This window comes from Marinobacter alkalisoli, from assembly GCF_045449795.1.
In the GTDB taxonomy this organism is placed as follows: domain Bacteria; phylum Pseudomonadota; class Gammaproteobacteria; order Pseudomonadales; family Oleiphilaceae; genus Marinobacter.
Genome location: NZ_JBJJLB010000028.1, coordinates 44,024 through 58,319, shown reverse-complemented (window position 1 = coordinate 58,319; position 14,296 = coordinate 44,024). Strand labels below are relative to the sequence as shown.

The 14,296-nt window shown below is 56.9% G+C and carries 21 protein-coding genes; 13 read left to right on the top strand and 8 right to left on the bottom strand.

Annotation, left to right across the window (positions count from 1 at the left end):
• Window positions 1-237: 237 nt before the first annotated feature.
• The 3 genes from ACJO3M_RS14090 to ACJO3M_RS14080 all read left to right on the top strand — a co-directional run bounded on the left by ACJO3M_RS14090 (window position 238) and on the right by ACJO3M_RS14080 (window position 1,755).
• Complete coding sequence (locus ACJO3M_RS14090; RefSeq protein ID WP_407002058.1) at window positions 238-753, top strand: histidine phosphatase family protein; 516 nt, start codon at window positions 238-240, stop codon at window positions 751-753.
• A 70-nt stretch (window positions 754-823) separates the two neighbouring features.
• A complete protein-coding gene (locus tag ACJO3M_RS14085) occupies window positions 824-1,162 on the top strand; it encodes a zinc ribbon domain-containing protein YjdM (RefSeq protein ID WP_407002028.1) in 339 nt (112 codons plus the stop codon).
• A gap of 77 nt (window positions 1,163-1,239) precedes the next feature.
• Entirely contained in the window at window positions 1,240-1,755 is a 516-nt protein-coding gene (locus ACJO3M_RS14080; protein ID WP_407002027.1) for a copper chaperone PCu(A)C, read from the top strand.
• Between the two features lie 17 nt (window positions 1,756-1,772).
• Here the strand turns inward: ACJO3M_RS14080 and ACJO3M_RS14075 are convergent, their stop codons facing one another.
• Window positions 1,773-1,949: a DUF2897 family protein gene (locus ACJO3M_RS14075; RefSeq protein WP_407002026.1), complete on the bottom strand. Its 177-nt coding sequence runs from the start codon at window positions 1,947-1,949 to the stop codon at window positions 1,773-1,775.
• A gap of 89 nt (window positions 1,950-2,038) precedes the next feature.
• Here ACJO3M_RS14075 and ACJO3M_RS14070 point away from each other — a divergent pair, with 89 nt between their 5' ends.
• A complete protein-coding gene (locus ACJO3M_RS14070) occupies window positions 2,039-2,704 on the top strand; it encodes a DNA-3-methyladenine glycosylase I (protein WP_407002025.1) in 666 nt (221 codons plus the stop codon).
• 3 nt (window positions 2,705-2,707) lie between these two features.
• Window positions 2,708-2,947 carry a hypothetical protein gene (locus ACJO3M_RS14065; protein WP_407002024.1) on the top strand — a complete coding sequence of 80 codons (240 nt, stop codon included), beginning with the start codon at window positions 2,708-2,710 and terminating at the stop codon, window positions 2,945-2,947.
• Here ACJO3M_RS14065 and ACJO3M_RS14060 read toward each other — a convergent pair.
• Both ACJO3M_RS14060 and ACJO3M_RS14055 read right to left on the bottom strand, forming a co-directional pair.
• On the bottom strand, window positions 2,908-3,720 hold the full coding sequence (locus tag ACJO3M_RS14060; protein WP_407002023.1) for a DODA-type extradiol aromatic ring-opening family dioxygenase: 813 nt from the start codon (window positions 3,718-3,720) through the stop codon (window positions 2,908-2,910). The genes ACJO3M_RS14065 and ACJO3M_RS14060 overlap by 40 nt on opposite strands.
• A gap of 41 nt (window positions 3,721-3,761) precedes the next feature.
• Window positions 3,762-4,202 carry a DoxX family protein gene (locus ACJO3M_RS14055; RefSeq protein WP_406988522.1) on the bottom strand — a complete coding sequence of 147 codons (441 nt, stop codon included), beginning with the start codon at window positions 4,200-4,202 and terminating at the stop codon, window positions 3,762-3,764.
• A gap of 111 nt (window positions 4,203-4,313) precedes the next feature.
• On the opposite strand from ACJO3M_RS14055, the gene ACJO3M_RS14050 reads away from it, so the two are divergent.
• Window positions 4,314-5,237, top strand: a complete 924-nt coding sequence (locus ACJO3M_RS14050; RefSeq protein ID WP_407002022.1) for a LysR family transcriptional regulator — start codon at window positions 4,314-4,316, stop codon at window positions 5,235-5,237.
• Here ACJO3M_RS14050 and ACJO3M_RS14045 read toward each other — a convergent pair.
• Window positions 5,176-6,045 carry a M90 family metallopeptidase gene (locus ACJO3M_RS14045; RefSeq protein ID WP_407002021.1) on the bottom strand — a complete coding sequence of 290 codons (870 nt, stop codon included), beginning with the start codon at window positions 6,043-6,045 and terminating at the stop codon, window positions 5,176-5,178. The genes ACJO3M_RS14050 and ACJO3M_RS14045 overlap by 62 nt on opposite strands.
• Before the next feature lie 99 nt (window positions 6,046-6,144).
• Window positions 6,145-6,711, bottom strand: a complete 567-nt coding sequence (locus ACJO3M_RS14040) for an OsmC family protein (RefSeq protein ID WP_407002019.1) — start codon at window positions 6,709-6,711, stop codon at window positions 6,145-6,147.
• 159 nt (window positions 6,712-6,870) lie between these two features.
• On the opposite strand from ACJO3M_RS14040, the gene ACJO3M_RS14035 reads away from it, so the two are divergent.
• On the top strand, window positions 6,871-7,923 hold the full coding sequence (locus tag ACJO3M_RS14035) for a GlxA family transcriptional regulator (RefSeq protein ID WP_407002018.1): 1,053 nt from the start codon (window positions 6,871-6,873) through the stop codon (window positions 7,921-7,923).
• Here ACJO3M_RS14035 and ACJO3M_RS14030 read toward each other — a convergent pair.
• The gene (locus tag ACJO3M_RS14030) at window positions 7,894-8,913 is read right to left on the bottom strand and encodes a 2-dehydropantoate 2-reductase (RefSeq protein ID WP_407002017.1); all 1,020 of its coding nucleotides are present in this window, start codon (window positions 8,911-8,913) and stop codon (window positions 7,894-7,896) included. The two genes, ACJO3M_RS14035 and ACJO3M_RS14030, sit on opposite strands and share 30 nt — an antisense overlap.
• A 127-nt stretch (window positions 8,914-9,040) precedes the next feature.
• Between ACJO3M_RS14030 and ACJO3M_RS14025 the strand changes: the two genes are divergently transcribed.
• Together ACJO3M_RS14025 and ACJO3M_RS14020 are read left to right on the top strand one after the other, a co-directional pair.
• Complete coding sequence (locus tag ACJO3M_RS14025; RefSeq protein ID WP_407002016.1) at window positions 9,041-9,712, top strand: SDR family oxidoreductase; 672 nt, start codon at window positions 9,041-9,043, stop codon at window positions 9,710-9,712.
• Window positions 9,713-9,742: 30 nt separating this feature from the next.
• Window positions 9,743-10,876 (top strand): AI-2E family transporter, encoded by a 1,134-nt coding sequence (locus tag ACJO3M_RS14020; protein WP_407002015.1) that lies wholly within the window; start codon window positions 9,743-9,745, stop codon window positions 10,874-10,876.
• Window positions 10,877-10,938: 62 nt separating this feature from the next.
• Here the strand turns inward: ACJO3M_RS14020 and ACJO3M_RS14015 are convergent, their stop codons facing one another.
• Complete coding sequence (locus ACJO3M_RS14015) at window positions 10,939-11,145, bottom strand: cold-shock protein (RefSeq protein WP_406988534.1); 207 nt, start codon at window positions 11,143-11,145, stop codon at window positions 10,939-10,941.
• Between the two features lie 242 nt (window positions 11,146-11,387).
• Between ACJO3M_RS14015 and ACJO3M_RS14010 the strand changes: the two genes are divergently transcribed.
• The 4 genes from ACJO3M_RS14010 (at window position 11,388) to ACJO3M_RS13995 (ending at window position 13,696) form a co-directional block, all read left to right on the top strand.
• The gene (locus ACJO3M_RS14010) at window positions 11,388-11,714 is read left to right on the top strand and encodes an antibiotic biosynthesis monooxygenase family protein (RefSeq protein WP_407002013.1); all 327 of its coding nucleotides are present in this window, start codon (window positions 11,388-11,390) and stop codon (window positions 11,712-11,714) included.
• 1 nt (window position 11,715) lies between these two features.
• Window positions 11,716-12,114, top strand: coding sequence for a DUF2784 domain-containing protein (locus ACJO3M_RS14005; protein WP_407002012.1), 399 nt, complete (start codon window positions 11,716-11,718; stop codon window positions 12,112-12,114).
• Between the two features lie 106 nt (window positions 12,115-12,220).
• Window positions 12,221-13,075 (top strand): crotonase/enoyl-CoA hydratase family protein, encoded by an 855-nt coding sequence (locus tag ACJO3M_RS14000; RefSeq protein ID WP_407002011.1) that lies wholly within the window; start codon window positions 12,221-12,223, stop codon window positions 13,073-13,075.
• A gap of 39 nt (window positions 13,076-13,114) precedes the next feature.
• A complete protein-coding gene (locus ACJO3M_RS13995) occupies window positions 13,115-13,696 on the top strand; it encodes a CPBP family intramembrane glutamic endopeptidase (protein ID WP_407002010.1) in 582 nt (193 codons plus the stop codon).
• On the opposite strand, the gene ACJO3M_RS13990 is transcribed toward ACJO3M_RS13995, so the two are convergent.
• A complete protein-coding gene (locus tag ACJO3M_RS13990; protein ID WP_407002009.1) occupies window positions 13,687-14,106 on the bottom strand; it encodes a DUF2721 domain-containing protein in 420 nt (139 codons plus the stop codon). The genes ACJO3M_RS13995 and ACJO3M_RS13990 overlap by 10 nt on opposite strands.
• Window positions 14,107-14,296 lie beyond the last annotated feature (190 nt).

The window sequence follows — 14,296 nt, the reverse complement described above, 5'->3', positions numbered from 1 at the left end:
CCAGGCGCCCTTTAAGATCACTGTCCAAAAAACGCTACAAGCACATCCCTGTGCGCTTGATCTCCGGCCATCCATGGCCTCCGACATTTTTGGACAGTGATCTTAAAGAGCGCCCTCCGGCAGAACAGATAACTCCGCGGCCTTGTTGTGCGGCAAAGCAGTTCGAGGGAGATGACTATTATGGTGCGACGATTTGTAGTCGGATTTTTGTTCGCGGTTTTCATCGGTACACCAGTAATGGTGAACGCTGAGAACGAAGACGCCTGGGAGGCTCTGCGGGAAGGCCGTGCGGTGCTGATGCTGCGTCATGCCCTGGCACCCGGTACCGGGGACCCTGGCAATTTTGATCTTGATGAATGCAGTACCCAGCGGAACCTGAACGAACAGGGGCGGGAGCAGGCTTGGGCCTGGAAGCCATTCCTGCAAGAACAGGGGATCCGGCAGGCCCGTGTATTCAGCAGCCAGTGGTGTCGGTGTATGGAGACGGCTACGGAAATGAATATGGGGACAGTGACTGAGTGGCCGTCTCTGAATTCGTTTTTCGGCAATCGCGGGGATGGCGGTATGGCAACGAAGCAGACCATTGCACTGGTGAATGACTTGGGAGAAGGGGCGCCTGTTGTTTTGGTGTCTCATCAGGTCAATATTACCCGGCTCACGGATGTGTATCCGGCGTCGAATGAGGGGGTGATCATTGCCCTGCCTTTGTCGGAGAACCCGACCGTGCTGGCGCGGGTTTCGCCTGGCGGTTAGTCGTTGCCGCACCAGGGGCCATGGTTTCTGGTAAACTTGGCGCTCTTTATATCACTACAGGAACCATTCCATGTCCCAGCTTCCGCCTTGCCCGCAGTGTCAGTCCGAGTATGCCTACGAAGACGGGGTTCAACTGGTGTGCCCGGAATGTGGCCATGAATGGAGTGAGGCGGAAACGGCGGCCGAAGAGGCCGGACAATTGATCCGTGACGCCAACGGCAATGAATTGCAGGATGGCGATACCGTGACTGTGATCAAGGATCTGAAAGTGAAAGGCTCCAGTGCCGTGGTCAAGGTTGGCACCAAGGTGAAGAACATTCGTCTGGTGGATGGTGACCACGATATCGACTGCAAGATCGACGGCATTGGTGCCATGAAGCTGAAATCGGAGTTCGTCAAAAAGGCGTGAATTGATCAGTCCTTCCGGACTGCCTGAATCTTGAACAGATTGCCCGTTTCATTCAAACGCAACTTACGTGAGACACCATGACCACAACCAAATGCCTGACCGCTGCCCTGTTGCTGGCTGCTAGCACCCTGATCACCACATCCGCGATGGCACACGACTATACTCGAGGTGATGTCACCATTGATCACCCCTGGAGCCGGCCCACACCTCCGGGTACGCCCATGGGAGTGGGTTATATGGCAATCACCAATAACGGCGACAGCGATATTACCTTTACCCGTGCCGACACCCCCAGAGCCGGCAATGTGTCCATTCATGAAAGCACCATGACCGATGGTGTGATGAGCATGCGGCCGCTGGATGACGGTCTGATCATCCCTGCCGGCGAAACCGTGGAACTCAAACCCCACAGTTATCACCTGATGCTGGAAAAACTGAAGGGGCCGCTGAAAGAAGGTGAGAGCATTCCACTGACCGTAAACTTTGACGGCGGAGAGGCAATGGATGTTGAACTGAATGTTGAATCACTGGACAGCGCCACGGCTCCAGAGAAGAAAGACAAGATGGGCATGCAGGGGCATGAGCACCACTGACAGCATGGACAGGGAGCTTAGTTCTCCTTGTCCTCGGCACTTTCCTCGGCCTCGACCTCCGCTTTGCGCTGCTGGATCTTTTTCATCTTTTCGTCAGAGATCCGGAATTTGCTGGCGCTATCGCGCAGCATAAACAGGCTACCAAGCACCAGACCGAGGGCAAGTATGATGAATATCCATCCTATAGCTGGCATATGTATGCCTCACTGATCCGATTGGTTTGTTCTTTTATAGTGGACCAGAATGGTCAGTTTCGACAACCTGAAACCCGGAAGAATGCATCATGTCCTTCTCCAGAATTTACGACCAGGCCGCAGCCCACAAAGGGGGTGAGGTGGCGTTGCGTTCACTCCTGCCTCGTGTGGCGGAAGCCGGAGAGCTGGAAGCGATTGGAGATGACCGCTACCTGTCCGAAGTTACCCGTTGCATTTTCAAGGCAGGGTTTGTCTGGCGAGTGATTGAGAACAAGTGGCCGGGCTTCGAGGCGGCGTTTCAGGGCTTTGTACCGCTCTATTGGCAGCAGGTGCCGCCGGAAGTGCTGGAAGATCTGGTGCGGGATGAACGCATTGTGCGAAACATGCAGAAGATCCGTACGGTCCCTGAAAACGCCCGTATGATCGTCGATGCTGCCCGCGAGCAGGGCAGTTTCGGCGCGTTTCTGGGCAACTGGCCATCCGAGGATCAGGTGGGCCTGCTGCTTTGGCTCAAGCGTAATGGAGCACGTCTGGGCGGCAACACGGCTCAGTACTTTTTGCGCAGGATCGGTTGGGACGGTTTTATCCTGTCACCGGATGTGGTCGCCGGGCTGCGGCGGGAGGAACTGCTGGACGCGACACCTGGAAGCAAGAAAGCCCTGGTCCAGGCGCAGCAGGCGTTCACCAACTGGCATCGGGAGACCGGGCTGCCGTATAGCCATCTGTCCCGCATTCTGTCTTGTTCGGTGGGGTGACTGATGTCAAAAACATCGCCCTCATTTAACGCAGTGCGTGAAGTCATTCCCGATGTTCGCGATGGCCTGACGCGCACAGAGCGGACAATCCTGTTTGTGCTTCAGGAAACCCAGCGTGAACTGAACGGTCGTAACGTGCCCACCGTAATGTTGTACGGGCGGGTGCTGGAGTATGTGAACATCAGTGAACAGGAACTTCACGTCTACCTGGACCGGTTGGGCGTGAAGGGCAATGGACAATGATCAAAAACAAAGGAGTCCATTGCCAGTACCCCATGCTGGATGCCGCCTTCAATAACGCGAGCCTCATAAGGGGCGCTTGCCGCGCCGAGTGAGACCAGCAGCGGTAAGAAGTGCTCCGTGGTCGGGTGTGCACGCCGGGCATGGGGCGCCAGTTCCAGGGCGTTCAGGAGCGGGTGAAGATCCCCATCCATAACTGCGCGGCGGATCCATTCGGAGAACTCGCTGGCATAAGCCTCGCCGTCATCGTGTCTGTTTCGGAACTCATGGATATTGTGGGTCAGGCTACCGGACCCGACGATCAGTACGCCCTCGTCGGCCAGTGGTGAAAGGGTCCGGCCAAACTGAAAGGCCGAATTCGCATCCAGATCCGATGGCATGGACACCTGAAATACCGGTACATCGGCTTGCGGGAACAGGTGCAGCAAGGGCACCCAGGCACCGTGGTCGAGTCCCCGGTGTTGATTAGCGGTTGCCGGCCAGCCTGCCTTTGATAGGAGTTCCAGGGCGCGGGTGGCGACCTCAGGTTGGCCAGTGACCGGGTATACGATGTCGTAAAGGGCAGGATCAAATCCGCCAAAATCGTGGATGGTCTCCGGCCGGATAGCAGTACCCACCTCTACTCCACGTGTCATCCAGTGAGGAGACACCACGAGTATTGCCTTTGGCCGACTCAGCGTACGCCCCAACTCAGCCAGACCCCGGCCAGCGAGGCCAGGGTCCAGTGCAAAGGTGGGCGCGCCGTGGGAGACGAACAGGCTTGGTAATGTCTTCATGTCATTCTCCTTTTGGCGCGGGCTGATGGTTTCGTTCGGTCTTACTGCCTGGCGAGCAGGGCGTCTACGGAAGCCCGGCCACCACCGCTGAAGACCAGCGATACAGACACGGCCAGCAGTGCAAGACCAAACTCATAACCATTGTTGCTCATGAACAGGCCGTTGCCGATATGCACGCTGAAGATCGCGATCAGCATGGCGAAGGCGAGGACCGCACTGGCGGGCCGAACCAGCAGGCCGATGATCAGGGCCAGGCCGCCGAGGAATTCCGCGCCGCCGGCCATCAGGGCCATCAGGTAGCCCGGGCTGAGGCCGATGGAGTCCATCCACTGGCCAGTACCCTCCAGGCCGTAACCGCCAAACCAGCCAAACAGTTTCTGGGCGCCGTGCGCCACAAAGATGATGCCAACGGGGATTCTCAGTGCCAGGGCAGCCCAGCTTGAGTTGGTTGCAAAAACGCGATTGATCAATTGAGTGCTCATTGTGTTCTCTCCTGTGTGGGTTCGTTGCTAAACCATGGAGTGAACTTTACTCGTCATGCTAAGTGGGATAAACATGGGGAACTGATATTAACTGTCTCGGTAAATGAAACAATGGATAAATTGCTGGAGATGCAGACCTTTGTGTCTGTGGTGGATGCCAAGAGCTTTGTTCGGGCAGCTGAAGTGATGGGGGTCTCCAAAGCGGCGGCATCCCGGTATGTAAATGACCTGGAGACGCGGTTGGGCGTGAGGCTGCTGCACCGCACCACCCGTCGGCTGTCTCTGACGGATGAGGGAGAGGTCTTCTATTTTCGATGCAAGGAACTGCTGTCAGCTGTTGAGGAGGCCGAGGCGGAGTTGGATTCCCGCAGCGGTAATGCCCGCGGGCTGCTGAGAATCAATGTTCCGGTGAGTTTTGGCATTGGCCATCTCGGGCCGCTTTGGGGGGAGTTTCATCAGCGGCACCCGGATGTACAGCTGGAGGTCAGTCTGGCTGACCGGATTGTGGATATTGTCGAGGAAGGCTTTGACCTGGCTATCCGCATTGCCAGCCTGCCCAGTTCCACGCTGATCAGTCGCAAGCTGGCCTCTACCCGCATAATGTTGTGTGCTTCGCCGGACTACCTGGCAACCCACGGAACGCCGGAGCACCCGTCGGAATTGGCGGAGCACAGAATCATCGCCTACAGCAATCTGGCCACGCGTCACGACTGGCATTTTGAAGGGCCGAATGGTGCGGTGTCTGTTCGCATTCAACCCTGGCTCAACACCAACAACGGCGACACCTGTCGTGCCGTGGCGCTCAGCCATCAGGGTATTATCCTACAACCGGATTTTCTGGTGGGCGGAGACCTGGCGGCGGGATCGCTGGTGGAAGTGATGCCCGAGTACCGTTCCACGGAGTTGGGAATCTACGCCATCTATCCTACCCGCAAGTTTGTCGCGCCCAAGGTCAGGGCGTTGGTGGACTTTCTCAGTGAGAAGTTTTCGGGTGGCCTGCGACAGGCGCAGCCTGATCACCGGACACATCCGTGAGCGGATCAAAGCGGTAGAACCCGCAGAGGGCTTCGTACACTTCCGGCTGTTCGTCGTTCAGGTGTTTGGGTTGCTGAAAGAAGGCTTCTGTCAGCACGGCAAAGAACTCAGCCGGCTCAGTGGCACCGTAAGGATCCAGCCAGCTGTGCTGGTGATGCCGGAGCGAGTGGCGCAGGTGTTCATAGGCGCGGGTCATGGTTTGCTGCCACTGCCTGGCCTGTTCGCCGCTGAGCGGAGGCGCGCCATCCGCGGTGCCGTCGAGGTAATCAAGCTGGTGTGCGAATTCATGGAGAATCACGTTGTGTTCGCCGTTTGGATTCACCGCACCTTCTTCGCATTCCGCCCAGGCCAGTACCACCTGGCCACGGCTGGAGGCTTCACCGGCACGAATCTGGTTACTGACGCTCACCACCATGCCATCGTTTTCCACATCCCTCACGTGATAGGCGTCCGGATACACCAGGATGCTGCGTACTTCATCGAAATCGCTATAGTCACGGGCCAGAATCAGCAGGCAGGCGTGACCGGCAATGGTGAGCCGGACCGTGTCATCCACATCAAAATCATCGCACCCGTAGAAGGATTTTTCCGAGAGGAACAGCTGCACCCGTTGTTCAAGCTGTTGTCGCAATGACGGGGAAAGTCTGCGGTACAGGGGCACCTGGGTATTCAGCAGTTGTCGCCACCGGTCCGGAAAGGTTTGTTGCAATTCCCGTTGGCGGCGCCATTGGCGGTAGAAGAACAGGTAGAAAATGCTCAGTGCGATCAGTGTTGCGGCAAAGATGGCATAGATCAGCGCTGATGACATTCCGGTTCCTGCGGTGGCGTGAAAGGGGACAACCCATCTTACACAAATCTACCGGGGCGACCAGAGGCGGGGCGGGAGGTGCCCGCCCCGCATGGGGCTTCAGACGCGCTCGAGGGTCACCGGTACTGGCCGGCACACGGTATTGCATACCGGTGAGTGGCCCTTGGCGAACGACAGCAGATCGTCCAGCTCTTCGTCGCTGCAGTCCGCCTCGATATCCATAAGTATCCGAATGCTTTCGTAACCCACCGTCGCTTCGTCATTCAGGGCCAACAGTCCCTCCAGGTTGATGTTGCCGGATAACCGGGTGGACAGCTTACGAATGGTGATTCCACGGGCAGCGGCGTGCAACACCGTGGTGGTAGTCACGCAGCCTGCGAGCGCGTGCAGCAGGAACTCGACAGGATTGGCGCCTTCGTTGTTGCCCAACAATACCGGAGGCTCGCCATTGGTGAATGTGAAGTCCTCGGAGCGGGATTCATCCTCGGCGCCCGCGCCGTAGAATCCGCGGATGGTGGATTGGTTTTCTCCGCCGTTGATCCACCGGTTATTGGCCCGGAATTCGAACTGGGCGAGGGAGGGAGTGTTCTTCAGGGCTTCTATGGTCTGGCCCATCTGGATCAGGTCAAGGCCGTTACGGGTGTGGATGTTTACCTGGGTGTTCATCTGTCTTCACCTTTCTCATCGTCATTGGTTGCCGGGAATTCCGGGGGCGTCTTTCCAGGCGCCCATGGATAAATTAAGGCTTGACAGCGCCACTGGTCAGATGGATTTTTGACAAAAAGAGGGTGTTTGTGCCACGAACTCGCACAGGGGCCAAAAGCCATGGTACTCAATCAACCGAAAGTAACCCGGGTTCTGATTCTGGCCTTGCCGGAAACGGCGGGTTCGGCGTTGTACGGCATGGTGGATGTGCTGATGGCGACGGGCAATCTCTGGCAGACCCTTGTGGGCGACAGCGTGCCATTCCGGCCATTCGATGTGCGTATAGTCTCGGTAACCCGCTCGCCGTTTCACTGTGGCCACGGTATTCCGGTAGAGCCGGAGTGCGCCGTCACTGAGGATCCATCGCTGGATGTATTGATTCTGCCGGAAATCTGGCTCGGGCCGGAAGAGGATATCGGTGGCCGGTACGATGTCTTGATGGCCTGGATTAACCGTAAATATCACGAGGGTGCGACGGTATACTCGGCGTGTTCAGGCTCGGTTCTGCTCGCGGAGAGCGGGTTGTTGGACCACTGTGAGGCGACGTCCCATTGGGGCTATCAGGAGCTGTTCCGGACCCGTTATCCGAAGGTGCGCTTCCGGCCGGAAGCCAACCTGGTCTACGCCCATCCCGGTGGCCGTCTGGTGACCGCCGGTGGCACCACATCGTGGCACGATCTGGCACTACATATCATTGCCCGCTACGTCGGTATTGGCGAGGCCATGCGCATTGCGAAGGTTTACCTGTTGAAGTGGCACGGTGAGGGGCAGTTACCGTATACCGGCCTGGTACGTCGCACCCACCACGCCGATTCGGCTGTCCGCCGTTGTGAGGAGTGGCTGCGAGAGAATTATCGGGATGCGAAGGCCGTGACCCGGCTGGTCCAGGCCTCCGGTCTGCCGGAGCGAACGATCAAGCGACGCTTCAAGGCCGCTACGGGGGTATCGATCATGGAGTACCTCCAGAATCTTCGTATTGAACAGGCGAAACGGGCGCTGGAACAGGGCAACCTTTCGGTTGAAGCAGTGAGCGTGGAGGCCGGGTATGAGGATGTTTCCTTTTTCAGGCGGCTGTTCAAGCGCCTGACCGGGCTGACCCCCGGGCAGTATCGGCGCATGTTCCGTCCGTTGACCGTGGAGAACTCACCGAACGTCTCTCAGCGCATTCAGTAGTTGCCTGGCGCTCCAGGTTGCTGGTTTTTGCTCACGTTCGTGCATCAATTCCACCAGCTTCCGGTTGACGGGGGCATCCTTCCCCAGTCGTTCCGCCAGTTTCACCACTTCGCCATTGATCCAGTCTATCTCCGTCGGCCGTCCGGCCTGGAGATCTTCCCACATGGAGGAGCGGGCGACCGGGTCGATGGTCAGCATCTGTTTCGCCAACCGGGTAAACAGCCAGTCCGGCGTCTCCATCAGTGGCGGAATCAGGTTCATCGGCAGGCCGGTCAGTTTGACGGTCGGGATTCCGGCGGTCTTCAGAAGTTGCAGCGTTTCACGTTGCGCCAGGGCAAGGCAGCGGCGATAGTCCCGCTGTGAAAGCTCCTCAAGCAGGGGGAGTCCTGAAAGCGCGTTTACCGGGTTGTTGAGGTTCAGCAGCAACTTGGACCACATCACCGATTCGATGTCGGACCTCGGTTCCAGGGGTAATCCTGCCTTATCAAACCAGGGCAGGGCGGGATCGAGGGATGGATGCTGCTCTGCCATCAGGTGGCCTTCGGTACCCTGATGGAAATGTCCCGGCTGCTGCTGTAGCACATTAAATGGCACCATGCCGGCCAGCACGGTGGCTTCCGGCATCGCTTCCTGAAGGTGTGACGCGTTGGAGATTCCGTTCTGCAGACTGACTACCGGTATGCCTGCTGGCACCCAGGGGGCGAGCTGTTTGCCCGCCTCAGACGTCGCTGCGGATTTCACCGTGACCAGAACCAGGTCCGCTTCTTTGGCGACTTCGGCGGAGCTTACGTACCGGTTTTCGGCAAGCTGGCTGCGAAAGCTGAAGCCCTCGTAGTCGGTCACCACCAGGGGATTGGTCTGAAGCACCTCCTGCATTCCGGGCCGGCCAACCATAATCACATCAACGCCGGCGGACAGCAGCCGCCCGCCCAGATAGCAGCCGATGCTACCGGCACCAAAAATGACAACTCGGAAAGTAGTCTTCGTCACAGGGTAAGCCTTATGCTGGTTTCGTTTATTGTTTTCGTGCAAGCACGGCCATTTTGGCCTGCCTGCCCCAGTGATGCCATACTCTAATGTCTTGGCGCATCAATGAGTCTGCAGGAGGAAAAGGGATATGTCTGAGAACCCGACGGTGGTTATTACCGGTGCCAATCGTGGTATCGGCCTTGAACTGGCTCGACATTACGCGGGGCAAGGCTGCCAGGTGATTGGAATATGCCGTGAGGCCTCCGCGGAATTGCGGGAATCGGCTGCGAAGGTCATTGAGGGCGTGGATGTCACCTCGGACGACGGTATCCGAAAGCTGGTGAGCGAACTGGAAGGCCAGACCATTGACCTGCTGATCAATAATGCCGGTCTGTTGCAGGATGAGAAGCTGGGCAGTATCGACTTCGACTCCATCCGTACCCAGATGGAAATCAATGCCTACGCACCGTTGCGTGTGGCCGAGGCGCTGGTGGGCCAGATTCCCTACGGCGGCAAGATTGCCAACATAACCAGCCGCATGGGCTCGATTGCCGACAACGATTCCGGCGGTCGTTACGGTTACCGCGCGTCAAAGGCGGCGTTGAACGCCTTTGGGAAATCCCTGGCCGTGGATCTGCAACCAAAAGGCATTGCCGTTGCCCAGTTGCACCCGGGCTATGTCAAAACCCGCATGGTGAATTTCGGTGGGCTGATCACGCCCACGGAATCCGCGAAAGGTCTGGCAGATCGAATTGAGGAACTGAACCTGGAAAACACCGGTTCGTTCTGGCACAGCAATGGGGAGCTGTTGCCCTGGTAGCAGCTAGGGCGGGTGGGAAGGACGAACCCCATGAAAGACACTGAGAGGGAACCTTCAGCTCCGGAACAGCGGGGCTTGACGGGGAAGATCAATATAAGGGATGCCGCCCTGGTCGTGATTGCGACTATCGCGACGGTTTACTTCATCGACTGGGCAGAGGCCATTCTGCTGCCGCTGGTGGTTGCGGTGCTGGTTTCCTACACCCTTGACCCGCTGGTGTCTGCCCTGGAGCGGCTTCGGATTCCCCGGGCTATCGGCGCGGCTATTATCCTTTTGAGCCTGGTTGCCATGGTGTCGATCGCCAGTATCCCTCTCCAGCGTGAGGCCATGTCTATGCTGGACAAGGTGCCGTTGGCAGCCCAGAAAGTAAAACAGATACGGGCCAGCGCAGCTGTGACCGGCGAAGAGGATATGCTGGAGAAAGCAGAAAAGGCGGTCAAGGAAATAGAATCCACCGCGGAGGACGAGGAGGAGTCCGAACCCGGGGTCACACCCGTGCGAATTGTCGACGACTCCTTTAACCTCAGGAACTACCTGCTGAGGGGCTCATCATCAGCCTTGTTGCTCATATCCCAGCTGTTTTCCGTGCTGTTACTGGTGTATTTTCAGTTGTCCGTTGGCAAACTGTACCGCAGGAAAATCATACGGTTGTCCGGGCCTTCGCTTCGCCGCATGCGCAATGCAGCTCGCCTCATGAGCGAATTTCACCATCAGGTCCGGCGGTTTCTGTTCGTGATGCTGATCGGTGCCCTGTTTGTCGGCCTGGCTACCTGGATGGCATTTCTCGCGCTGGGGGTTGAAGAAGCAGGTTTGTGGGGTGTCGCGGCGGGGGTGGCCAGTGCAATTCCTTACCTGGGCCCGTTTCTGGTGTTTATCGGGTGCGGGTTGGCGGCTTTCCTTCAGTTTGGAACGCCTGATATGGCAATCATTGTTGCGGTGACGTCCCTGATTATCACCAGTATTCAGGGCAACCTGATGACACCGTGGATGACCAGCAAAGTATCCAGTCTGAACACCGTCTCGATCTTTATCGGTCTGCTGTTCTGGGGGTGGATCTGGGGACCGGTCGGGTTAATTATTGCCACTCCCATTCTGATGATCACCAAGTCTCTTTGCGATCATATCGTCAACTTACGCCCGGTGGGGGAGTTGCTGGGCAAATAGGCGTCCGCTGAACGAAAAAAAGGCAGCCGAGGCTGCCTTTTTTACTACGTATTGGCTGTTATTTACAGGCCAACTACGTTTTCCGCCTGAGGACCTTTCTGGCCTTCAGTTACGGTGAAATCAACCTGCTGGCCTTCTGCCAGAGTCTTGAAGCCGCCGCCCTGGATGGCGCTGTAGTGAACAAAAACGTCCGGGCCGCCTTCACGAGTAATAAAGCCAAAGCCTTTTGCTTCGTTGAAGAACTTAACAGTACCGGTAACAGTAGACATATTTAACTATCCTGAATTCAATTATTTAACTTGCCGTCAGATCATCGGCGTGATGACTGATCAGCGGAATGCGGAAACAAAAAACTGGCGTGGTCAAAAACAGGACGATGCACTACTAATTACAACAGAGATGCGTCTTATTGATGAAATGCTTTGCTCTATCTTTCCAACGGGACTCACTGTACCCCAGTGGGAACGGAATGCAAAGCTATTTCGTATAGGCATATACCAAGGGAGGTTGTATGAAGTATATCTTTGAAGTTCGTATCAAAGATGGCTACACCGCTGAAGACTACGCAGATGCCTGGGTACGGGCGAGTGAGCTGATCCAGCAGGCCCCCGGGGCCAGGGGAACAGAGCTGCATCGAAAGATTGGTGATCCCGACACGTTGATTGCCATCGCCACCTGGGAAAGCAAGGCGGCACGGGATGCGATGGAGTCTGACAAGAACCCTGAAATCACCGACATTATCCGTAGCGCCGCGCCGTTTGTGGAGATCCAACCGTTGGGCGAGTTTGAGGACCCAGAGTGGGTGGTCATGCCTCACGGCAAGTCGGGCCAGGAATGACATGCCATACCAGATCCTGGCCGATACGGTCCTGACGATTCATGCGGTGATCGTACTGTTTGTTGTCGGTGGGTTGGTCTTGATTATTGCCGGTAACCTCCGGGGCTGGGTATGGGTCAATAACCTGTGGTTCCGGCTTGCCCATGTGATTGCCATTGCCATAGTGGTGCTGCAGGCGTGGCTGGGGGTTCTGTGCCCGTTGACCACACTGGAGGTGTGGTTGCGTTCTCAAGCTGGTGAAGCGGGCTATTCCGGGAGTTTCGTGCAGTACTGGTTGCAGGAATTGCTCTACTACCAGGCACCAGCCTGGGTGTTCATCCTGGCCTATACGCTGTTCGGGCTGCTGGTTGTGCTGACCTGGTGGTACTGCCCACCGCGATTCCGTAGAAAGAAACACTAGAGGGCAGGGACAAGCGTCACGGATTGAATCCCTATGGGTGAATGGCGCGGGAACATGGTTTAATCTGCCCCAGACCTGAACCAGATCCCCATACAAGGAGTGCTACGTGCCAGAACTTGCGAACTATCAGAGTTTTTCCATCGAGGTATCCGACCACATCGCCCATGTGCAGTTCAGCCGCCCGGAAGCGCTGAACACCATGAACAAGGCGTTCTGGCTGGAACTGCCACAGTGCATGCAGGATATCGAGGCCAACACCGACGCACGGGTGATCGTGATTTCCTCCACTGGCAAGCATTTCTCCGCGGGGATGGATCTGAGTGTATTCAGCGACCCGAAATCCGTACCCATGAGCGGCGATCCCGGCCGTATGGCGGAAAATCTGCGCCGGGTCGTGTTGCAGTTGCAGGACACCCTGACATCGCTGGAAAAGATCCGTCTGCCGGTACTGGCCGCTATACACGGTGGTTGCATCGGTGGTGCGCTGGATCTTGTCTGTGCGGCTGATAGCCGTTACTGCACGGAAGATGCCTATTTCACCATCAAGGAAACTGAGCTGGGCATGACAGCCGACGTCGGCACCCTTCAGCGTCTGCCCAAACTGATGCCGGAGGGCGTGGTTCGGGAGCTGGCATACACCGGGCGCAAGTTCTCGGCGGAAGAAGCCCGGAGCCTTGGGTTTGTGAACTCGGTCTATGCCGATCAGGAAGCCATGCTGGCGGCCGTGATGAAGGTGGCAGGGCAAATCGCAGCCAACTCACCGCTGGCGGTCACCGGCTGCAAGGAAATGCTGAACTACAGCCGTGATCACAGCGTGGAAGACAGCCTGAAGTACATGGCCACATGGCAGGCCGGCATGTTCCGTCCCACCGACATGATGAAATCCTTCCAGGCCAAAGCGCAGAAGCAGGCCCCCCAGTACGATGCCTTGTTCCCGGTAAAACCGCTGTTTGAGCAGTAAATGCCTATGAGAAACCGGCGCACATCCGGAATCTCCCCCATGGCAGCCCTGGTGTTCCAGGGCGCCATTGGCGTGCTCGGCCTGGCTGCCATTCTGATTTTCGATATCACGGTGCCGCTCCTGGGGCCTGGCCTATGGCTCAGCCTTGTGTACGGCGTGGTCGGTGCCTTGCTCACTTATGTCACGCTGCTTTTATTCACACAGATTCCCGGATTACTGCCGGATAATCTGGAGCGGCAGATGCAGGGGCTGTATAACTTTGCGTCCAGCTATTCGCGGACCATGCTGATTGTGCTGTCGTTACTGGCGGGCATTGGCGAGGAATTGCTGTTCCGTGGCGCGGTGCAGGGCTGGTTGCTGGAACACACCAACGCCACTGTCGCGGTACTGGTGGCTTCGGTTTTCTTCGGTCTGGTGCACTATGTGTCGTTCACCTATTTCCTGATCGCCACTGGGCTGGGGCTGATTCTGGGTGTGGCTTATGTTCTGTCTGACAGTATTGCGCTGGTCATGATCTGGCACGCGGTCTACGACATGATTGCCCTGTTCTGCCTGCTCCGTTTTCCGCGCTGGTTTGGTGTCAGGGAAGCGGGTTCCGGTCACCCGGAGCATCAGGAATAGTCGATATCTTCCCTGCCGGTACTTTTCCGGGCTTCGAAACTGGCCAGCTCAACGTTGATGGCGTTGGTTGAAATCTGTATCTCGTACAGGGAATACAGCAGCGAAAAAGACAGCAACACCAGGCTGGCGCCAAAAGCCACCACCCCGGCCAATTCAGCCCCCAGGAAGAGCAGGAACATGGAGACAGTGCAGAGGAAGAAACTGAGCACGCCGTAAGCCTGCATGCGCTTGGTCAGCACTATCCGCTTTCGCAACATACCGATCTGCCGGGCGATCAATGCATGGTCCTCTTCGGTATCCATTTGCCTGAGCTGACGAATCAGCTGCGCCAGTACCAGAAAGCGATTGGTGTACGCGAGCAACAGCAGTGAGATAGCAGGAAACAGCAGGGCGGGCGTTGTCAGATCCAATTCGTCGTCCTTTTTGAGATCAGTGCGTTAGCCGGTAATACCTGGCCATTATATGGGATTGAAATAAAGTCGGTAACTGAAAAATAGGGTTGGTAACTTTCAAGGTAAGCCGTTGATCTAATGCTGTGACAGCGTCGTGTTCAGCCACCACCCGATGTCAGTTTTTCTTACACAATACTCGCCTAATGGC